The organism is Streptomyces sp. NPDC002867, from assembly GCF_053591895.1.
Genome location: NZ_JBSFUR010000024.1, coordinates 61,493 through 82,559 on the forward strand (window position 1 = coordinate 61,493; position 21,067 = coordinate 82,559).

Annotated in this window: 15 protein-coding genes and 1 pseudogene; 6 read left to right on the forward strand and 10 right to left on the reverse strand. The window is 71.4% G+C overall.

Going from position 1 to position 21,067, the window contains the following annotated elements; translation table 11 throughout:
• Positions 1-228 precede the first annotated feature (228 nt).
• The gene (typA, locus tag ACWD0A_RS22585; RefSeq protein WP_451300718.1) at positions 229-2,136 is read right to left on the reverse strand and encodes a translational GTPase TypA; all 1,908 of its coding nucleotides are present in this window, start codon (positions 2,134-2,136) and stop codon (positions 229-231) included.
• A gap of 402 nt (positions 2,137-2,538) precedes the next feature.
• Complete coding sequence (locus ACWD0A_RS22590) at positions 2,539-4,851, reverse strand: ABC transporter family substrate-binding protein (protein ID WP_451300720.1); 2,313 nt, start codon at positions 4,849-4,851, stop codon at positions 2,539-2,541.
• Positions 4,852-5,171: 320 nt separating this feature from the next.
• On the opposite strand from ACWD0A_RS22590, the gene ACWD0A_RS22595 reads away from it, so the two are divergent.
• The 6 genes from ACWD0A_RS22595 (at position 5,172) to ACWD0A_RS22620 (ending at position 12,022) form a co-directional block, all read left to right on the forward strand.
• Complete coding sequence (locus ACWD0A_RS22595; RefSeq protein WP_177150674.1) at positions 5,172-5,414, forward strand: hypothetical protein; 243 nt, start codon at positions 5,172-5,174, stop codon at positions 5,412-5,414.
• A 52-nt stretch (positions 5,415-5,466) separates the two neighbouring features.
• Positions 5,467-6,288, forward strand: coding sequence for a hypothetical protein (locus ACWD0A_RS22600; RefSeq protein WP_451300722.1), 822 nt, complete (start codon positions 5,467-5,469; stop codon positions 6,286-6,288).
• Positions 6,289-6,306: 18 nt separating this feature from the next.
• Positions 6,307-8,250, forward strand: coding sequence for a fumarate reductase/succinate dehydrogenase flavoprotein subunit (locus ACWD0A_RS22605; RefSeq protein ID WP_451300724.1), 1,944 nt, complete (start codon positions 6,307-6,309; stop codon positions 8,248-8,250).
• Entirely contained in the window at positions 8,247-9,029 is a 783-nt protein-coding gene (locus ACWD0A_RS22610; RefSeq protein ID WP_451300726.1) for a succinate dehydrogenase/fumarate reductase iron-sulfur subunit, read from the forward strand. Before ACWD0A_RS22605 ends, ACWD0A_RS22610 begins: the two co-directional genes overlap by 4 nt.
• Before the next feature lie 164 nt (positions 9,030-9,193).
• Entirely contained in the window at positions 9,194-11,269 is a 2,076-nt protein-coding gene (locus ACWD0A_RS22615) for a TPM domain-containing protein (RefSeq protein ID WP_451300728.1), read from the forward strand.
• Between the two features lie 42 nt (positions 11,270-11,311).
• Positions 11,312-12,022: a PspA/IM30 family protein gene (locus tag ACWD0A_RS22620; RefSeq protein WP_451300730.1), complete on the forward strand. Its 711-nt coding sequence runs from the start codon at positions 11,312-11,314 to the stop codon at positions 12,020-12,022.
• A 424-nt stretch (positions 12,023-12,446) separates the two neighbouring features.
• On the opposite strand, the gene ACWD0A_RS22625 is transcribed toward ACWD0A_RS22620, so the two are convergent.
• From ACWD0A_RS22625 to ACWD0A_RS22660, 8 genes and pseudogenes are all read right to left on the reverse strand, one after another.
• Complete coding sequence (locus ACWD0A_RS22625; RefSeq protein WP_451300732.1) at positions 12,447-15,038, reverse strand: SpoIIE family protein phosphatase; 2,592 nt, start codon at positions 15,036-15,038, stop codon at positions 12,447-12,449.
• 146 nt (positions 15,039-15,184) lie between these two features.
• A complete protein-coding gene (locus tag ACWD0A_RS22630) occupies positions 15,185-15,601 on the reverse strand; it encodes an ATP-binding protein (protein WP_451300734.1) in 417 nt (138 codons plus the stop codon).
• Positions 15,602-15,850: 249 nt separating this feature from the next.
• Positions 15,851-16,270 carry a (deoxy)nucleoside triphosphate pyrophosphohydrolase gene (locus ACWD0A_RS22635; protein WP_451300736.1) on the reverse strand — a complete coding sequence of 140 codons (420 nt, stop codon included), beginning with the start codon at positions 16,268-16,270 and terminating at the stop codon, positions 15,851-15,853.
• Between the two features lie 84 nt (positions 16,271-16,354).
• Positions 16,355-16,534, reverse strand: a complete 180-nt coding sequence (locus ACWD0A_RS22640; RefSeq protein WP_307713611.1) for an SPOR domain-containing protein — start codon at positions 16,532-16,534, stop codon at positions 16,355-16,357.
• Between the two features lie 201 nt (positions 16,535-16,735).
• A pseudogene (locus tag ACWD0A_RS22645) lies at positions 16,736-17,259 on the reverse strand (hypothetical protein); the annotation flags it as partial.
• Between the two features lie 203 nt (positions 17,260-17,462).
• Positions 17,463-18,215, reverse strand: coding sequence for a GntR family transcriptional regulator (locus ACWD0A_RS22650; protein ID WP_451300738.1), 753 nt, complete (start codon positions 18,213-18,215; stop codon positions 17,463-17,465).
• 144 nt (positions 18,216-18,359) lie between these two features.
• Complete coding sequence (locus tag ACWD0A_RS22655; RefSeq protein WP_451300740.1) at positions 18,360-19,136, reverse strand: DUF4190 domain-containing protein; 777 nt, start codon at positions 19,134-19,136, stop codon at positions 18,360-18,362.
• Between the two features lie 169 nt (positions 19,137-19,305).
• Positions 19,306-20,880 carry a S8 family peptidase gene (locus tag ACWD0A_RS22660; protein ID WP_451300742.1) on the reverse strand — a complete coding sequence of 525 codons (1,575 nt, stop codon included), beginning with the start codon at positions 20,878-20,880 and terminating at the stop codon, positions 19,306-19,308.
• Positions 20,881-21,067 lie beyond the last annotated feature (187 nt).

Sequence of the window (21,067 nt, forward strand, 5' to 3'; positions counted from 1 at the left end):
GTAAACCACACTCAAAGGGTCTCGTTTTGACAACATCAGCTGGCGTTCACAGATCGAAATCCGGACAAAGCGATCACAGACAGACACCCGCGAAACGGACCGTTAACACATGTTCCGGAGAGCGACGGCCGATATACGGACACTCGGGCCGTCAAAATGAGTTGACGAAACGGCCCGGCCCCCCACAGTGTCTGCGGGGGGCCGGGCCGTCGGTCAAGGGCTGCTGCGTCAGCTGTGCTTGGCGCGCGAGGCCGCGCGGCCGCGCTCCTTCTGGTCGAGCACGACCTTGCGGATGCGCACGGCCTCCGGGGTCACCTCGACACACTCGTCGTCGCGGCAGAACTCCAGGGACTGCTCCAGCGACAGCTTGCGCGGCGGGACGATCGCCTCGAACGAGTCGGCCGAGGACGACCGCATGTTCGTGAGCTTCTTCTCCTTGGTGATGTTCACGTCCATGTCGTCGGAGCGCGAGTTCTCGCCGACGATCATGCCCTCGTAGACCTCGGTGCCCGGGTCGACGAAGAGCACGCCGCGCTCCTGAAGGTTCGTCATCGCGAAGGCGGTGACGGAGCCGGACCGGTCGGCGACCAGCGAGCCGTTGTTACGGGTCGTCAGCGTGCCGAACCACGGCTCGTGGCCCTCGTGGATGGAGTGCGCGATACCCGTGCCGCGGGTGTTCGTCAGGAACTCCGTACGGAAGCCGATCAGACCACGGGACGGGACGACGAACTCCATGCGGACCCAGCCGGAGCCGTGGTTGGACATGTTGTCCATGCGGCCCTTGCGGACGCCCATGAGCTGCGTGACGGCGCCCATGTGCTCCTCGGGCACGTCGATCGTCATGCGCTCGACCGGCTCGTGGACCTTGCCGTCGACCTCCTTGGTGACGACCTGCGGCTTGCCGATGGTCAGCTCGAAGCCCTCGCGGCGCATCTGCTCGACCAGGATCGCCAGCGCCAGCTCACCGCGGCCCTGCACCTCCCAGGCGTCCGGGCGCTCGGTGTCCAGCACGCGCAGCGAGACGTTACCGATCAGCTCGCGGTCCAGGCGGTCCTTGACCTGACGGGCCGTGACCTTGCGGTCCTTGACCGCGGTCTTGGCGTCCGCGCCCTTGCCGGTGCCGCCCCGGCCGACCAGCGGCGAGGTGTTGGTGCCGATGACCATGGAGATGGCGGGCTCGTCGACGGTGATCAGCGGCAGCGCGATCGGGTTCTCCGGGTCGGCCAGCGTCTCGCCGATCATGATGTCCGGGATACCGGCGACCGCGCAGATGTCACCGGGGCCGGCCACCTCGGCCGGCTTGCGGGTGAGCGCCTCGGTCATCATCAGCTCGCTGATGCGGACGTTGGAGATCGTGCCGTCCCGCTTGATCCAGGCCACGGTCTGGCCCTTGCGCAGCTCGCCCTGCTCGACGCGGAGCAGTGCGATGCGGCCGAGGAAGTTGTCGGCGTCGAGGTTGGTGACGTGCGCCTGCAGCGGGGCGGCCTCGTCGTACTCGGGGGCCGGGACGTGCGACAGGATCGTGGTGAAGAACGGCTCGAGGTTCTCGCTGTCGGCCGGGACGGTGCCGTCCTCCGGCTTGGTCAGCGAGGCGACGCCGTCACGGGCGCAGGCGTAGACGATCGGGAACTCGATCTGGTCCTCGTCGGCGTCCAGGTCCAGGAACAGGTCGTACGTCTCGTTGACGACCTCGTCGATCCGGGAGTCCGGGCGGTCCGTCTTGTTGATGCAGAGGATGACCGGCATCCGGGCCTGCAGCGCCTTGCGCAGCACGAAGCGGGTCTGCGGGAGCGGGCCCTCGGACGCGTCGACGAGGAGCACGACCGCGTCCACCATCGACAGGCCGCGCTCGACCTCGCCACCGAAGTCGGCGTGGCCGGGGGTGTCGATGATGTTGATGGTGATCGGGTCGCCGCCGTCCTTGGGGTGGTACTTGACGGCGGTGTTCTTGGCCAGGATCGTGATGCCCTTCTCACGCTCCAGGTCGTTCGAGTCCATCATCCGGTCGTCGAGCTGCTCGGCGGCGTGCGCGGCGAAGGCACCGGCCTGCTTCAGCATGGCGTCGACCAGGGTGGTCTTGCCATGGTCGACGTGGGCGACGATGGCGACGTTACGGATGTCGTGGCGCGTGGGCATGCTGGCTGGCGCTTCTCTCGATCGTGGGATGCGGCGTCTTTCCTCGTACGCCCGCCGGGCGGACACGCCACGGCTCCTCCCATGGTACGGGCACGCCGGACGAACAGGCTTCCGGGACGGATGGGGGGAGGCCGAAGGAGGCGGGGATCACGCCGGGGAGCGGCGCGTGGAGTGTGGCCGGCAACAGCCGGAGAAACGGGAGGCGTCGTACGGGTGCCGGGCGGCCGGCGCGCTGTTCGGGGAGCACGCGGGCTGCTGTCGGCGCCGGGCGGAGCTGGGTCGGGAGGCGGCACGAGCTTGCCCGCCGGCGCGACCGGCGGGCAAGGGAATTGAGGGACTTCTGAGGTTGGCGGGACAAGGGGTGCCCGGCGGCCGAGGGGCGGACGGCCCGGATGCCGGGCCCTACTGCCGGGCGGCGCCCGAGGCCCCGGTCTTCTTGTAGCCGATGTCCTGGTAGACGGGGGTCGCGAAGCCGAAGGCGCCGACGTTGACCAGCCCGGAGCGCACCGCGACCAGCTCGGGGCGCTGGTAGAGGGGGATCGACCCGGCCGCGGCCCAGATGCGGGCGTCTGCCCGGCGCATCAGATCACGGGCGGCGTCCTCGTCCAGCTCGCCGGCCGCCTGGTCGAAGAGCTGGTCGATGTGGTCCGTGCCGACGCGGGTGTAGTTCTGCTCGACCAGCAGCGAGCCGTCCGACGCGGGACGGGGCTTGGCGTAGATCGGGCGGGCGTCGGTCGCCGGGTAGGCGCTCGCGGGCCAGGAGTAGAGGGCGAGGTCGAAGTCGCCGGACGCGATGTGGTCCTTGAAGTAGCTGTCGTCGGAGACCTTGGTGATCTCGGTGCCGACGCCGATGCGGCGCAGCATCTCGGAGATCTTCTCGCCCACCGTGCGCACCACCTCCGAGCCGGGGCCCGACGGGAGCACGAAGCGCAGGCTCAGCGGCTTGCCGTCCTTGCCGACGGCCCCTCCGGCGGACGCCGGATCGGGGGCGGCCGTGCCGCGCGGGGCGTAGGCCCCGGCCATGCCGTCGTCCTCCCGCGCCGCGATGTCCGTGCGGCGGCCCCCGGTCCCGTCGCCTTCGGCGAGCGACCGCGCCTGGCGCTCGACGACCAGGCTCTGGAGGGCGGCGGCCGGGGCGGGGGCCAGGACGTGCGTGCCGGAGGCGGCGGAGTCGCGCAGGCGGGCGTCGGCCGGGGGCTTGTCGTCCCCGACGATGTAGAGGCCCTCGTCGGAGGCGCTGTCGCCCGCGCCGGAGGACTTCTGGCCGGGCTTCTGCGCGTCCTTGTTCTTCTCCGACCCGGTGGCCTCGCCGCCCGCCTTGGCCGGCCCGGAGGTCTTCAGGGCGCCGCCGGGCGTCCAGCCGGCGTCGGCGAGCAGGGCCTGCGCCTCCTGCGTGTTCTGGTCGCCGAGCGCACCGCTGTTGTCGCTGTACGCGCGCTGCCCGGCCAGCGCGACATGGCTGCCGGGCGGGTCGGCGGGCAGTCCGAGCGGTGTCAGCACGGTCTCGGCCAGTTCCTTGCGGTCGATGGCACGGGCGACGGCGCGCCGGACACGGTCGTCGGACAGCGGCCCGGACTCGCCGTTCATCGCGAGCTGGGTGTAGGCGGGCTCCAGCGACTTGCGGACCTGGTAGCCGCGCAGCACCGACTGCTCCGCGGCGTACTGCGCCTGCGCCTTCGCGGTGCGCTCACGGGCCGCCCGCGCCGCCTCGGCCAGGTTCTCGTCGGAGCCGTACGCCTGCGCCCAGGACCTGAGCGCGGCGGAGGGGGTGATGTCGGAGCCGGGGCCGTGCGCGAGCGGCCGGCCGCCGCGGCCGGCGTCCTTCGCGGCGTAGGAGATACGTTCCGCCGCGGCCCTGTCGACGTCCGCCACGTCGAGCGTGCCGGAGGTGAGCGCGGCGACGCGCCCCTCGCGCGGCACGGCGGCGAGCACCAGGGCGTCGAGCTTGGCCTGCCGCCCCCACCAGCGCGGATTGCGGACGAGGGTCGTGGTGGCGGCCTTGCGGTCGATCTTCTTGACCGTGAAGGGTCCGGCCGTCCTCGCGAGCCTGGCACGGGCGCCGTCGTTGAAGGCGGCCGGCGTCGCCGTCACCTCCTTCGGGTACAGCGGCGTGAACAGCGCCCGCCAGTCCGCGTAGGGCTTGCCGAAGGTGACCTTGACCTCGAGGTCGTCCTTGCCGCGCTCGATCCGCTCGATCCGCTCGTAGCCGGCGTTGCGGGCCGTCCAGTACGCGGAGTCCTTGCCGCTCAGTGCGCGCCACTGGGCGAGGAAGTCGGGTGCGCCGATCTCGCGGCCGTCGCTCCACACGGCTTGCTGGTTGAGCTTGTAGAGGACGACCTGCTTGGGCTCGCGCTCGACGATCTCGGCCGATTCCAGATAGTCGGGGTTGCGCTCGGGGCGGCCGTTCTCGTCGAGGACGAACAGTGCGGGCAGCACGGCTCCGGCGATCCGGCTCGTGGTGGCGTCGGCGTCGGCCTGGAACGCGTTCAGCGTGGCGGGCACGCTGTCGACGGCCCACCGCACGGTGCCGCCGTCGGCCGTCTTGTCCCGTGCGGCCGGAGCGATGTCCTGGGCCACGGGCTTGCCCGTGCCCTCGTCGTCGCCCGAACCGCAGCCGGCGAGGACGGGCAGGGCGAGCACACCGCTGGTGAGCAGCGCGACGGAGCGGAGCTTTCGGGAGCATGTCCGCCCGCGGAGGGCCTCGACCTGGGACATGGCTTATACCTCTTAGTCCTGGTTTGTCGATTTTGGAGATGATCACACCGATTCCCCCCACTGAAGTGGACGAGGGCGGCGGGCCGCCGCCGACACGACGGAGGTTCGCGGAAGGTCACCCGCGCGGGTCAACCGCGAATGCCGCACCGACGTGCATAAAGGAACAAAATGGGGGGAGCGAGACACCAACCACGAGGGGCGCGCCGACAGCGCGTGCGCCGGGAATCCCCTGCACGTCCCTTCACAAGCGGGGATGTGACGCGCGACACTCTCAGGCGCATGAGCGATGCCACCGCACCCTGCGGAAGTGAGGACACGTCATGTCCCAGCAGGAAGAGATGACGGCGATGCGGCAGCGCATCGACGAGCTGGTCCAGCGCGTCGGGCAGCTGGAGCGGACCGTCGATCAGCTGCGGGTGTCGGGCCGGGCCGAGCCCGGCGGCCGACCGAAGGAGCCGAGCCGCCCCGAGCTGGTCACCATCCCGGACACCCCGTACAACCACGCTCTGTGGACGGACACGGACGACGAGGGGCTGGGCGCGCGCGACCGGCACGCGCCCTGACAGGCACGCACCCCCCGGACCTCACCCGATCCCACTCCACCCGGAGTCCTCGTTGGCCACAGGTACCGAACCACCACAAATCCACAAGGGCGTGCACGGGCGGACGCGCGCCGCCATCGGCCCCCGCCATCTGCGGACGGACCGGTGGTGGCTCGCCCCGGCCCTCACCACCGCCGGACTGCTCGCCTTCATCGTCTACTCGACCTGGCGCGCGTTCGCGAACGCCGACTACTACGCGGCGCCGTACGTCTCGCCGTTCTACTCGCCCTGTCTGGCCGAGAACTGCGTGCCGATGCGGGCGGGACCCAACTGGGAGATCTTCGGGAGCTGGTGGGGGCTGTCGCCCGCCCTGCTGATCCTGATCTTCCCGCTCGGCTTCCGGCTGACCTGCTACTACTACCGCAAGGCCTACTACCGGGGCTTCTGGGCGTCGCCGCCGGCCTGCGCGGTCGCCGAGCCGCACACGAAGTACACCGGCGAGACGCGCTTCCCGCTGATCCTGCAGAACATCCACCGGTACTTCTTCTACGCGGCGCTGCCCGTCGCCGGGATCCTCACCTACGACACCGTGCTCGCCTTCCGCGACGAGCACTACGCCTGGGGACACATGGGCCTCGGCACGCTCGTCTTCCTGGTGAACATCGTGCTGATCTGGGCGTACACCCTCTCCTGCCACTCCTGCCGGCACATCGTCGGCGGCCGGCTGCGGCACTTCTCCAAGCACCCGGTGCGCTATCGCCTGTGGAGCTGGGTCGGCACGCTGAACGCCCGGCACATGCAGCTCGCCTGGGCCTCGCTGTTCAGCGTCGCGTTCGCCGACCTCTACGTCTACCTCGTCGCGTCCGGCGCCTTCGACGATCCGCGCTTCTTCTAGGGGAAGGTGCCATCCGACATGACACAGCTCGAACGGCAGGAGTGGGACGTCGTCGTGGTCGGCGCGGGCGGCGCCGGTCTGCGCGCCGCCATCGAGGCGCGCGAGCGGGGGGCGCGTACGGCCGTCGTCTGCAAGTCCCTGTTCGGCAAGGCGCACACCGTCATGGCCGAGGGCGGCATCGCCGCCTCCATGGCCAACGTCAACGAACACGACAACTGGCAGGTCCACTTCCGCGACACGATGCGCGGCGGCAAGTTCCTCAACCAGTGGCGTATGGCCGAGCTGCACGCCCAGGAGGCGCCCGAGCGGGTGTGGGAGCTGGAGACCTGGGGCGCGCTCTTCGACCGCACGAAGGACGGCCGGATCTCCCAGCGCAACTTCGGCGGCCACGAGTACCCGCGCCTCGCGCACGTCGGCGACCGGACCGGCCTGGAGCTGATCCGCACGCTCCAGCAGAAGATCGTCTCGTTGCAGCAGGAGGACAAGGAGGAGTTCGGGGAGTACGAGGCCCGGCTCAAGGTCTTCCAGGAGTGCACGGTCACCCGAATCCTGAAAGAACACAGCCTGAAGGAGGGCGACAGGGTCGCCGGGGCCTTCTGCTACGAGCGCGAGACCGGCCGCTTCTTCACCCTCGAAGCGCCGTCCGTGGTGCTGGCCACCGGCGGCATCGGCAAGTCCTTCAAGGTCACGTCGAACTCGTGGGAGTACACCGGCGACGGGCACGCGCTGGCCCTCCTGGCGGGGGCCCCGTTGCTCAACATGGAGTTCGTGCAGTTCCATCCGACCGGCATGGTCTGGCCGCCGTCGGTGAAGGGCATCCTCGTCACCGAATCGGTGCGCGGCGACGGCGGGGTGCTGCGCAACTCCGAGGGCAAGCGGTTCATGTTCGACTACATCCCCGACGTGTTCAAGGAGAAGTACGCCGAGTCCGAGGACGAGGGCGACCGCTGGTACGACGACCCGGACAACAACCGTCGCCCGCCCGAGCTGCTGCCCCGCGACGAGGTGGCCCGCGCCATCAACGCCGAGGTGAAGGCCGGCCGCGGCTCCCCGCACGGCGGCGTCTTCCTCGACGTGTCGACCCGGATGCCGACCGAGGTCATCCGGCGCCGGCTCCCGTCGATGTACCACCAGTTCAAGGAGCTGGCGGACGTCGACATCACCGCCGAGGCGATGGAGGTCGGGCCCACCTGCCACTACGTGATGGGCGGGATCGCCGTCGAGTCCGACACCGCCGCCGCGGTGGGGGTCCCCGGCCTGTTCGCCGCCGGGGAGGTGGCGGGCGGGATGCACGGCTCCAACCGGCTCGGCGGGAACTCCCTCTCCGACCTGCTGGTCTTCGGCAGGCGGGCTGGCCTGTACGCGGCCGAGTACGCCGAGGGCCAGGCCGTCCGCCCGGTCGTGGACGAGGCCCAGATCGACGCCGCGGCGGCCGAGGCACTGCGCCCGTTCAGCGCGGAGGGGGCCGAGCCCGGGGCGACGCCGGAGAACCCGTACACGCTCCACCAGGAACTCCAGCAGACGATGAACGACCTGGTCGGGATCATCCGGCGCGCGGGCGAGATGGAGCAGGCGCTCGACAAGCTCGCCGAGCTGCGGGTGCGGGCGCGCCGGGCCGGGGTCGAGGGGCACCGGCAGTTCAATCCCGGCTGGCACCTGTCCCTGGACCTGCGGAACATGCTGCTCGTCAGCGAGTGCATCGCACGGGCCGCGCTGGAGCGCACCGAGAGCCGCGGCGGCCACACCCGCGAGGACTGCCCCGCGATGGAGCGCTCCTGGCGCCGGGTGAACCTGGTGTGCCGGCTCGCCGATCCGGGCGGAGACGTCGCGGCCACCGACCCCGAGCGCGGCCGGATCGTCCTGGAACGCACGACGACCGAGCCCATCCGACCCGACCTGCTCGGCCTCTTCGAGAAGGAGGAGCTGGTCAAGTACCTCGCCGAAGAGGAGCTGACCGAATGAGCACGTACGACGCCCGCTTCAGGGTGTGGCGGGGCGACCAGGACGGCGGGGCGCTCACGGACTTCACCGTCGCGGTGAACGACGGCGAGGTCGTTCTCGACATCATCCACCGCCTCCAGGCCACCCAGGCCCCCGATCTCGCGGTCCGCTGGAACTGCAAGGCGGGCAAGTGCGGATCGTGCAGCGCGGAGATCAACGGCCGGCCGCGGCTGCTGTGCATGACCCGGATGTCGGTGTTCTCGCGCGAGGAGACGATCACGGTCACCCCGCTCCGGGCGTTTCCCGTCGTGCGGGACCTGGTGACCGACGTGTCCTTCAACTACGAGAAGGCGCGCGAGGTCCCCGCCTTCGTGCCGCCGCCGGGCGTTGCGGCGGGCGAGTACCGGATGCAGCAGATCGACGTGGAGCGCTCGCAGGAGTTCCGCAAGTGCATCGAGTGCTTCCTGTGCCAGGACACCTGCCATGTGGTGCGCGATCACGAGGAGAACAAGGCGGCTTTCGCCGGCCCCCGCTTTTTGATGCGCGTCGCCGAACTGGACATGCACCCGCTGGACGCGGCGTCCACCGCGGGCCTCGACCGGAAGACGACGGCCCAGGACGACCACGGCCTCGGCTACTGCAACATCACCAAATGCTGTACGGAGGTGTGCCCGGAGGGCATCAAGATCACCGACAACGCGCTGATCCCGCTGAAGGAGCGCGCGGCGGACCGCAAGTACGACCCGCTGGTGTGGCTGGGGAGCAGGATCAAGCGGCGGAAGGACGAGGCGATCGAGTGATGTCAATCGGCACGTCACCGAACCGCTCCGCACGGCATCGTGCGGTGGACGGCGTCGACGAGCCAGGCGGCCCGGGGATACCGGTCGGCGGGCAGCAAGAGTAGGGAGTTCCCGCGGCGGGCGTGCGGTCGCGGGCGTTCCGGACCGGGCATAGCCTCCCGAATGTGACACGAAGAGCCACCCGGGCCGCCCTCGCCGTGCTGGTGGCGGCGTGGTGGCTGGTCGTGCCCGCCGCCCCCGGCGTCCGTGCCGACGACCCCGTCGAACTGTCGCGGCAGGGGCAGATCACCGACCGGGTGGGCGCCCTGGGGGACCGGGAGCCGCAGGTCGTACAGGCACTGGACCGGCTCTACGACGAGCAGCGGCTCCAGCTGTTCGTGGTGTACGTCCGCGACTTCTCGGGCCTCGGCGCACAGCAGTGGGCCGGCGAGACGGCCGGCCGGAACGGCCTCGGACAGAGCGACGCCCTGCTCGCCGTCGCCACCCACGACCGGCAGTACGCGTACTGGGTCGACGACGCCTCGCGCCTGACCGACCCCCAGCTCGCCGAGGTCGCCGCCAGGGGCGTCGAGCCCGCGCTGCGGCAGAACGACTGGGCGGGCGCGGCGATCGGCGCGGCCGAGGGCTACGGCGCCGTACTTGCCGGCCGGCCGGTGCCCGAGGTCGCCGTCACCCCGGGCGTCGCGGATCCCGGCGCGGACCAAGGCGCCGGGACGGGCGCGGGCGACCTGGTGCTGCCGGTCGCGGTGCTCGGCGGGGCCGCCGCGCTGGCCGCCTACACGTACGCCAGGCGCCGGCGGCGCACGGCGACCCGTACGACACCGCAGGGCGGCCAGGAGGGCTGGGGGAAACCGCGGCAGAGACCGCTTCCCGAACTCGACGCCGCGGCGAAGCGGACCCTCGTGGACACCGACGACGCGCTGCGCACCAGCCAGGAGGAACTGGGCTTCGCCGTCGCGCAGTTCGGCGAGGAGGCGGCCGGTCCGTTCACCGCGGCCGTCGAGCACGCGAGGAACGAACTCACCGCGGCGTTCCGGCTGCGGCAGCAGCTCGACGACGCCTACCCCGAGGACGACGCGACCCGGCGCAGGATGCTGGACGAGATCCTCGCCAGGTGCGCGGAGGCCAACCGCCGCCTGGACGCGGAGTCCGAGGACTTCGACCGGCTGCGCGCCCTCGAACAGAACGCCCCCCAGGCGCTCGCCGCGGCCGAGGCCGCCCTCGACGACGTCAGCGGGCGCATGGTGAGCGCGGAGGCCGCCCTGGGCGTGATGCGCGAACGGTACGCGTCGACGGCGTCCGCGCCGGTCTCCGACGACGTGGAGCAGGCGAAGGACCGCCTGGAGTTCGCGACGAACAGTCTCGGACAGGCGCGCAAGGCCGTCGAGGGCGGCGACAACGGCACGGCCGCCGTCCACGTACGCGCCGCCGAAGGCGCGGTCGCCCAGGCCGTACGGCTCGTCGAAGCGGTCGACCGGCGGGCGCAGGAGCTGGCGGAGGCGGCCGGGAAACTCCCCGGGGCGCTCACCGAGACCGAGGCCGACCTGGCGGAGGCGCGCGGGCTGCTGGAGGGGACCGCGGACGGCGTGTCCACCGCCGCGCTGCGGGGGCGGGTCGCCCGCGCGGAGATGGTGTCGGCCGAGGTGCGGCAGGAGTTCGATGCGGGGCCGTACGACCCCATCGACGCGCTGCGGCGGGTCGAGGAGGCCGACGCCGCGCTCGACGAGGCTCTGGCGGAGGCCCGGAAAAGCGAACAGGGGACGCTGCGCGCCCGCGCGCTGCTGGACCGGGCCCTGCTCGGCGCGCGCGCGGCGACCGATGCTGCGGCCGACTACATCGTCACCCACCGCGGCGCGGTCGGCAGCGAGGCCCGCACCCGGCTCGCGGAGGCGCAGCGTCGGCTGGAACGGGCCCGGGCGCTGGGCGAGGGCGACGCCCGGACGGCGCTGGCCGAGGCCCAGAACGCGGACGCGCTGGCGCGGCAGGCGCAGTCGCTGGCGGAGAACGACGTACGGGGCTACCCGGGTCACGGCGGCTTCGGGGGCGCCTTCGGCGGCGGGGGCCTGGACGGGGGCGGACTGGGCGGTGCCGTGCTGGGCGGGATCATCCTCGGCGGAATGCTGGGCGGCGGGGGCAGGGGCGGGGGCGGTGGGGGCTTCGGGGGCGGTTTCGGAGGCGGGGCGCCCGGGAGCTTCGGGGGCGGGGGCACGCGGGGACGGATGGGCGGTGGCCGTTTCTGACCCTGCTCCGATCCCGACCGTACGGCGTTCAAGGAGAGTGCGATGACCAAGCAGACCGTCCTCGGACGGGTCGCCCGGTTGGCCAAGGCGAACCTCAATGCGCTGCTGGACCAGGCGGAGGACCCGCAGAAGATGCTCGACCAGCTGATCCGCGACTACACGGACAACATCGCCGAGGCGGAACAGGCGATCGCGGCCACCATCGGCAACCTGCGGCTGATGGAACAGGACCGCCGGGAGGACGTGGAGGCCGCCAAGGAGTGGGGCGGGAAGGCGCTCGCGGCGAGCCGTAAGGCGGACGAGCTGCGCGCCGCGGGGCAGTCGGCCGATGCGGACAGGTTCGACAACCTGGCGAAGGTGGCGCTCGGCAGGCAGCTCCGGTCCGAGAGGGAGGCGAGTGCTGCGGAGCCGACGATCGCCGCGCAGACGGAGGTCGTGGACAGGCTGAGGTCCGGACTGGAGCAGATGAAGTCGAAGCTGACCCAGCTCCGGGCGAAGCGGGACGAGCTGGTGGCGCGGGCGGCGTCGGCGCAGGCGCAGAACCGGATGATGGACGCGGTGAAGAGCATCGATGTGCTGGACCCGACGAGCGAGCTGAGCCGCTTCGAGGACAAAGTCCGCCGCGAGGAGGCGCGGGCGCTGGGCAAGCGGGAACTGGCGGCGTCGTCGCTGGACGCGCAGTTCGAGGAGCTGGAGGCGATGGGAGACAGCGCGGAGATCGAGGCGAGGCTGGCGGCGCTGAAGTCACGGTAGGGGCGGCGCCGCTGCAGGGACCGCCGGACGGCTGCACGGCAGCCCCGCTGGGGGCACTCCCCCCTCGCTTCGCCGGGCCGCCACCCACGGCCGCCAGGCCGGAGGGGAGACGGAGGCGATGGGTCCCCACGCCCGCAGGGGGAAGCGGGGGCTCCCCCGCACCCGACAGGGCATGGCTGCGAGTCCCCCACGACGCAGAGCGTAGCTGCGGGTACCCACGCCGCAGGGCGAAGCTGGAGGTCTCCTCACGCCGCAGGGCCTAGCTGCGGCTCCCCCACACCCGCAGGGTGAAGCTGAGGGCTCCCCCATACCCACAGGGCGTAGGGGTCGTGTCCGGGGCAGCGCCCCCGCTTACGGGATGAGGCACTTCCCACGGCCGCCAGGCCGTAGGGGAGAGCCGGTGGGGAAACGGCGCCCGCCCCCGTCAGAACATGCTCAGCAGCTGCTCCACCGTGGGCTCCGCCGACCCCCCGCCGTCCGGGAGCGGGAGTTCGAACCAGACCGTCTTGCCCCGGGGCGTCCGTCGGGAGCCCCACGACGCGCTCAGCAGGCCCACCAGTTGCAGGCCGCGGCCGCCCTCGTCCGTGTCACGGGCGCGGCGGCGGCGGGGCTGGACCAGGCCCGCGTCCCAGACCTCGCAGACCAGCGTCCGGTCGCGCAGCAGGCGCAGCCTGATCTCGCCCTCTCCGTAGCGCAGCGCGTTGGTGACCAGTTCGCTGACGAGCAGCTCGACGGTGTCGACCAGCGCCTCGAGGTCCCAGGCCACGAGCTGCCCCCGCGCCAGCTCGCGGGCCCGGCCCACCGAGCGCGGTTCGCGCGGCAGGCGCCAGTCGCCGACGGACTCGGCCGGCAGGCCCTGGACGCGGGCCATGAGGAGGGCGATGTCGTCCTCGCCGTGCCGCGTGTCCAGCGTGCTCAGCACGTGGTCGCAGACGTCCTCCAGCGGACGCCCCGGATCGGTGAGCGCCGTGCGGAAGGCGTGCAGGCCCTCGTCGAGGGGGTGGTCGCGGGACTCGACGAGGCCGTCGGTGTAGAGCGCGAGGAGGGCTCCTTCGGGGAGTTCGACCTCCACCTCCTCGAAGGGCTCGCCGCCCACTCCCAGCGGCATCCCGGGTGGTACGTCGAGCAGCAGCGCCTCCTCGCCCGGTTCGACGAGGACGGGTGGCAGATGGCCGGCGTTGGCGAAGGTGCAGCGCCGGGTGACCGGGTCGTAGACGGCGTACACGCACGTGGCGAGGTAGACCTCGGAGAGGTCCGCCTCGCGTGACTTGCGCGAGGCCTGGTGCGGGACCTGGGCGCCTCCCGTGGAGCGGCGGAGCTGCGAGGGGCTGCCCGGGCTGCCGAGGCCGCGGGCGATCTCGTCGAGCGCGGAGAGCACCTCGGCCGGCTCCAGGTCGAGCAGCGCCAACGTCCGTACGGCCGTGCGCAGTTCGCCCATGGCGACCGCGGCCCGCAGCCCGCGGCCCATCACGTCGCCGACGACGAGCGCGGTGCGGTGCCCGGGGAGTTCGATGACGTCGAACCAGTCCCCGCCCACCTCGGTGGCCGTGGTGCCGGGCAGGTAGCGGCAGGCGATGTCGAGGCCGGCGGCCTCGGGGTCGCCGGGCGGGAGCAGGCTGCGCTGCAGGATGAGCGCGCGCTCGTGCTCCCTGCGGTAGAGGCGGGCGTTGTCGATGCAGACGGCCGCGCGGGCCGCGAGCTCGACGGCGAGCGCCCGGTCCCGGTCCCCGAAGGGCTCGCTGCCCTTGGCGCGGGCGAACTGCACCAGGCCGACGACCGTGTCGTGCGCCACCATCGGGACGGCGAGCGTGGACTGGACGAGGCTGCCGTCGCGCCCGGGGATGGTCTGCGGACTCGCGGTCCGAAGAGCGCTCGCACAGGGCGAGTTGAACGGGTAGCGGTGGACCTCGCCGACCTCGGTGGGCCCGCCGCCCTCGGGCACGCAGTCCGGTGTGGTCATCAGGGGCGCGTCGGACACGGCGCTGGCGAAGGCGACCCGGCGCAGTTCGGCGCTGCCGCCGCCGAAGCTCTCGGCGTGCACGGCGGCGAACTGCCCGGGCGGTGCCTCGTCCCCGGTGAGCAGGCCCTGGTAGAGGTCGACGGAGGCGAGGTCGCAGAAGCCGGGAACGGCGACGTCGAGCAGCTCCCGGGCGGTGGTCTCCAGGTCGAGGGAGTTGCCTATCCGCGCGCTCGCCTCGTTGAGCAGGGCGAGGTTGCGCCGGGCGTTCGCCGCCTCGCGTGCGGCCATGTGTCGCCGTGTGACATCGGTGCCGAGTCCGGCGACGCCGACGGGCCGGCCCGATCCGCCGTGGACCCGGTAGAGATTGATCGACCAGTGCCTGCGCTCGGTGCTGCCGGGTGCCGTGCCCACGACCTGGAGGTCGGTGACGGCCTCGCCGGTCTCCAGGACGCGGCGCAGGGCGGCGTTCATCCGGTGGGCCTCGGGGCGGGAGAGGTAGTCGTCGACGGTGCGTCCGCGGTGCTCCTCGGCCGCGCCGCCGAAGACGGTGGCGAAGCGCTGGTTGGCACGCTGCACGGTGAGGTCCGTGCCGAAGAGCAGGAAGCCGAAGGGGGATTGACCGAAAATGGCCTGTGATGCGGCGAGATCGCTCTCGATCCGGCGCAGCGCCCGCACGTCGACGACGATGCACAGCGCGGCCTGTTCGCCGCGCTCGGTCTCGCTCGGCATCACATAGATCTCGGCGAGCCCGTGGGCGCGGTCCTGGCCCGGCACACGGAAGGGGACGAGGCCCGTCCACTCCTTGCCGTCCAGGATCTCGGCGACCTTGCGGTGACCTCGTGGCCTGAGGTCGGCCGACATGAACACATCGACCGGGTCCTTGCCCCTGACCTCCTCGGCAGTGATGCCGAAGAGCTCCGCGGCGCGTTTGCTCCACTGATCGACGAGCCCATCGGGGCCGATCGAGAACGATGCGACCTTGATGTAGTCATAGATCGAGCCAGGCGCGCTGGTCTGCCACATGGCACCGCTCGCCGTCCCAGGTATCTCGCTCACGCGACCGTCCCCTCCAGCTCACCGCACCGGACCGGCCATGACCGCAGTATTCAGCACTACGGCTCCGACCGGCACGGCGTTCACGATCACAGAGAGGTCTCGTTCATTTTCGGTCGAGCCCCCGTGATCGTCGTCCCTCCAGACTCCTAACCCGTCAGGGCCAGCTCGAACCACACCGTCTTGCCGGTCCTGCCCCGCCGGGTACCCCAGCGACGAGCCGTGCAGGCCACCAGTTGCAGACCTCGGCCGCCCTCGTCGTCGGGGTGGGCGGACCGCTCGGTGGGGGGATCCGGCAGCGGGTCCGACACCTCCACCCGCAGGGTCGGCGCGTTGCCGTTGCCGCTGGGGCGGACCATCCGCAGGCCGATCGGGCCCGAGGTGTAGCGCTGGGAATTGGTCACCAGCTCGCTGACCAGCAGCACGGTCACATCGCCGACGGCTGTGTCCAGGCCCCACGCCCTGAGGGTCTCGCGGACGGCGTGGCGCGCGGCCCGCACGGCGTTCGGCTGCGCCGGGAAGGTCCACTCGGCGCTGTCGCCTGCGCTGCCGGTCACGCCGATCACTTCCCCAGACCGAACACGGGAGCAATGACCCTTTTGATGGGGTTAATCAGGACATACCCGATATTCGATGCCGAATATCGCGGCACGGGCGGGAACCAGAGCACGGTGGCCCGTACGGCGCACTCGTCGCGCCGCATGCCGGGACCCGCCTCCACACCGCGGGCACGGCGGCCCCGACGGGCGGCCAACTCCCGCGCCCGGGAACCGCCCGAACCCTGCCCCGGGTCCGGGCGGTCGCCCGGTCGTGTGTCAGGTCCGCGTCGTGCCGTTCCCCGATCGCGAGAGCAGCAGGCGCGCGGCCTCCGCCACCGCGGGCCGGTCCTGGTCGAGCCAGTCGACGTCGTCGCTCTCGTGGGGCGCGAGCCAGCGCAGCTCGTCATGGTCCTGCAGGGCGCGGGGGCGGCCGGATACCAGCCGCACCGTCCAGACCTGGAGCACATAGCCGGGCTTCAGCGGCCACTCACCCGGGATGCGCTCCATCGGCTCGGTCTCCACGCCCAGCTCCTCGCGCAGCTCGCGCACCAGCGCCTGCTCGGGACTCTCCCCCGGCTCCAGCTTGCCGCCGGGCAGCTCCCAGCGGCCCGCCAGCTCCTCGGGGGCGCTGCGCCGAGCGGCGAGGAGCCGCCCTCGGTCGTACACGGCTCCGGCCACCACCACGCGATCACTCATGTGCCGGAGCGTACTGCGCCCGCACGCCCCGGACCCGGGACGATCTCTCCTCCCGCTCACCGGGCACTCGCGGGCGGCCCGCTGTCAGGGGCCCGTCTGCCCGACGCGTTCCACCGAGTAGAGCTGCTTGTGGCCTCGGCCGTCGAGGGTGTCCGCTATCTGCTGGGCCTCGTCGCGCGTGGCGTAGCGGCCGACGCGATAGCGGTTGCCGTTGTCGTCCTGGCGGACGACCTGCCAGGGGAGCGCGGCGCCGCCGTCGTTCATCGCGACCCTCCTCGACTCGCCCTGCCTGCCCGTAAGTTGATGCTTGAAACCCCACTCAGCATATGCCCAAGCGTACGCCTGACCTTCACTGAGCGGATACGGGTTTTCACAAAGAGGTACGCGAGGGGGCGCATCCGGCTGGATACGCCCCCTGTTCCGCCCGAAAGGCCCGCTCGTGCGCTGCCCCGCCCAGGCCCTCCCTCAGCCGGCCCGCACCGTGGGCAGGGGCATCAGGACGGGTTCCCGGGCCGGTTCCTTGCGGCACGCGTCACCGCATGCGGCCTCGAGGGAACAGCACAGCGAACAGATCGGGCCGCAATGGACGGGGCAGTCGGCAATGTCGGGGAGCTCGTACGCCGTCACGCAGACCGTGCAGTCGTGCGTGGCGGTGAGCTCGGCGGCAGGGGCGTCGGGGCTGCGCACACCGTGTTCGGGTGGGCCAGGCATTACCTGCCCTTCGTGGCCCAGGCGATCAACGGGCAGAGCACCAGGGCGAGTCCGGCGGCGATGAAGGTCGAGAACGCCTCGGCGTACCGGCCGAAGAGCCCGAAGAAGGCGAGGATCGAGACGGTCGACGCGATGACCATGGCACCGAAGCCGGCCGGGTTCACCGCGTACAGGTACGCCCGCTTGAACTCGATGTGCTTCGGACTCAGTCCGAGACGCTTGTTGATGACGAGGTCGGCGGCGACCGCGGCGATCCAGGCGATTCCCACGTTCGGCCAGGACCGCGAGGTTCCAACGGCGCTTGTTCTGTTCGGTCTTCGCCGGCACGAAGCGCAGGCAGTCGGCCTGCTCGCCGATCTGCGCGATCAGGGACAGACGATCGAGGCGCCGATCGCACAATCTGTTGCATCTGCCCGTTGCCCTGGTGCGACGGGAGCCTGGCCGCGATGAACGCGCCGTCACAGACCCCGAGCCGACGCCCTCACTTCACGGGAAGGTGGTACGCGACCCGGTAGCGGTCCGCCGGCACGACCACGTCCGCCGTCTCGACCGCGCGCCCCGACGCGTAGTACGTCCGCTCGATCACCATCACCACATGGCCCGGTACGCCGCCGAGCGCGAGCAGCTCCTCCGCGAGGCCGGGCCGCGCGCCGACCTCCTCCACCACGTTGTCCACGACGACGTCGATGGCGGCCATGCGCTCGACCACACCGCATCCGCCGAGCGGCCCTTCCTCGGGGAGCATCACCGGCGTCCGGCCCGTGATCTCCAGGGGCTCCCAGGAGGTGGAGATCATCATGGCCTCACCCGCGTCCCGGTACAGATAGCGGGTGCGCATGACCCGGTCGCCGCGCTGGATGCCGAGCCGGGCGGCGATCTCCGGGTTCGCGCCCTCCTGCTCGCTGCTGGACTCCCAGGTGCCCCGGGTCCCGCCCTCCGCCTGCTCCTGGCGGAACGGACTCGCGCCCGACGGCGGCCGGAACCCGGAACGGGCCACCCGCCGCGGAACGGGTCGCTCGCGCACGTACGTCCCGGAGCCGGAACGGCCCTCGACGAGCCCCTCCGCCATGAGCACCTTGCGGGCCTCGAGGGCGACGGTGTCCGAGACGCCGTACTCCTCGCGGATGCGCGCCTGCGAGGGAAGCCGGGTGTGCGGCGGCAGCGAGCCGTTCACGATCTTCTCCCGCAGATCGCTCGCAACGCGCAAGTAGGCGGGCTGCTCACCGAATGTCACTGGCCACTCCCAACAGGTTGACAGACAGCAACAGACTGGCAACCGTGGGTCGTTGACCGCAAGTGTGGGCCAAAGTTTCACTCGATGTGATGATTTGCCGGTCGGCAGCGGTTTACCGCCGGTACGTCCGGGTCTCGAAAGCGCTCAGACGCCGACCCCGTCGCCCTCCGGCTCGTCGGCGGCCGCGCGGCCTCGCAGGCTCCCCGTCAGCTTGCCCTCGCTCGCCGCATACGCGCAGGTCACCGTGCGGTCACCGATCCGCCAACTGTCCTCGGTGGGGACGTAGTAGTACAGCTCGGCGTTCGACGGGACCGCGGCGGGGTCGACGTACGCGTCGTTGATCGCCTGGCAGCGTTCCTGGACCTCCGCGTCGGCCTCGTCCGAGCCGGGGTAGCCGTCCGTTCCGTCCAAGGTGAAGCCGCCGGTGACCTCGGCGTCGTGCGCCGTGTCGCAGTCGACGGTCCGGACGCTCGCCGTCTCGAGCTCCTCCCCGACCTCGGGGCCGGGGATGTCGAAGCAGTCGCCCTTGCGCAGATCGAAGGTGCTCGTCGTCCGGGACGCGTCCTTCATCCCCTCCCGGAAGCCCCGCCAGGCGTCACCGGCCTCGCCCGTCACGAAGAAGACCAGCATGAGCAGCGTGCTGATCGACGAGAGCACGAATCCGGTGACGGCCATGCCCTTGCCGCTCTGCCCCTTGCGGCGGATCTGGCTCAGGGCGACGAGGCCGAGGACGAGGCCGAGCGGCGGGACGCAGCAGACGATGCCCAGGACGAGCGCGGCGATGGCGAGGCCGTTCACGCCCGGCCTCTGCTGCGGCGGCTGGGGGCGGGGGCCGTACGGCCGCTGCCCGTACGGCCCGTACGGCTGCTGTCCGTACGGCTGCTGAGGGTACGGCTGCCCGCCCGGGGCTGCGGGGTCCACGGCTCGTTGCTCCTTGAGGTCGTCCGAACTCCTGCGAACGGGCGCGGATCATACGATGGGACGCCCGCCGGGCGGCAGGCGGCAGACATTCGGGACATCCTGACGCGGAGAAAGGGGCGGCCGCGAGCGGCCGCCCCTCCCGTTTGTCAGGTCCCTACGAGGGCTGAGCTCAGAACTGCAGCGCCCAGGCGTCGATCCTGCCCGTGTCGTAGCGCGCGTTGTCGCTCACCCGCAGCTTCCAGGTGCCGTTGGCCGGCTCGGACGACGCGTTCACCGTGTAGGTGTTGATCACGTTGTCCGCACTGCCGCCGGACCCGTAGGCCTTCAGGTTGTAGAGCGAGCCGTCGGGGGCGACGAGGTCGATCTTCAGGTCACCGATGTAGGTGTGCTTGATGTCGACCGAGACGGCGAGGTTCGAGGGCGCGTTGCCCGTGACACCGCTGACGGTGATCGGCGACTCGACGGTGGCGTTGTCGTTGATCGCGTAGTCGCCGGTGTTCTCGAACTTCGGTCCGGGCGGGGTGGTGCTGCCGCCGCCGACGTACAGCAGGCGGTTGGGCGAGCCGGTGCCCGGGTTGCCCACCACACCGGAGGTGGCGGCGAGGGTCAGGGCCGAGGAGACCTGGGCCGGGGTCGCGGTCTTGTTGGCCGCCAGGTACAGCGCGGCCGCACCCGCGACGTGCGGCGTCGCCATCGAGGTGCCGGAGATGGTGTTCGTCGCCGTGTCGCTGGTGTTCCAGGTCGACTTGATCGACGAGCCCGGGGCGAAGATGTCCAGCACGCTGCCGTAGTTGGAGAAGCTGGAACGGGCGTCGGAGCTGGTGGTGGAGCCGACGGTGATGGCCTCGGCGACCCGCGCGGGCGAGTAGTTGGAGGCGTTGGACCCGTCGTTGCCCGCCGCGACCGCGTAGGTGATGCCGGAGGCGATGGAGTTGCGCACGGCCGTGTCGAGGGCGGTGTCGACGCCGCCGCCGAGGCTCATGTTGGCGACGGCCGGCTTGACGGCGTTCTGCGTCACCCAGTCGATGCCGGCGACGACCTGCTCGGTCGTGCCCGAGCCGGAGTTGTCGAGCACGCGGACGCCGACGATCTTGGCCTTCTTGGCCACACCGTGGGAGGACCCGGCGACGGTGCCGGCGACGTGCGTGCCGTGACCGTGGCCGTCCTGTGCCGTGTTGTCGTTGTCGATGGCGTCGTAGCCGTAGGACGCGCGGCCGCCGAAGTCGCTGTGGGAGATGCGAACGCCGGTGTCGATGACGTACGCCGTCACACCCTCACCCGCGGTGTCGGGGTAGGTGTAGCTCTGGTTGAGCGGGAGCGCCCTCTGGTCGACCCGGTCGAGGCCCCAGGACGGCGGGCTGGGCTGCGTGCCGGAGATCTTGAAGACGCGGTTCTGCACGACGGACTCGACGGCCGGGTCCGCCGCGAACTTCTTGGCCTGCGCCTCGGTGAGCTGCACGGAGTAGCCGTTGAGCGCGGCGTCGTACGTCCGCTTGATCTTCGCGCCGTACTCGGCCGCGAGAGCCTTGCCCGCCTTCGAGCCCGCGTCTGCCTCGGACTCGTCGAGCGTGACGATGTAGCTGCCCTTGATGGCGCCGGGGGCACCGGCGTTCTCGATGACGCCTTCCGGCGCAGCGGCGGCCGCGACGGCCGGAAGGGCGGAGACCGTGCCGAGCGAGAGCGCGGCGACGGCTATGGCGCTGGCCGCGGCGAGTCTTCGCCGCGAGTCACGCATCACAGACATGTGAGGGGTCCTCCTCATAGGTGGTGCGTTGCTGTGGGGGTCATGACAGAAGGACGACAGGGGCATGCCAACGATTCGGTCTCAATGCGACTACCCCCCTTGTCCGTCCGCCGAGCGAAAGATTGGCGGATCCATAGGAATCGCACAAGAGGACGGGCGGCAGTGAAACGCAACCGCCACACAGCCG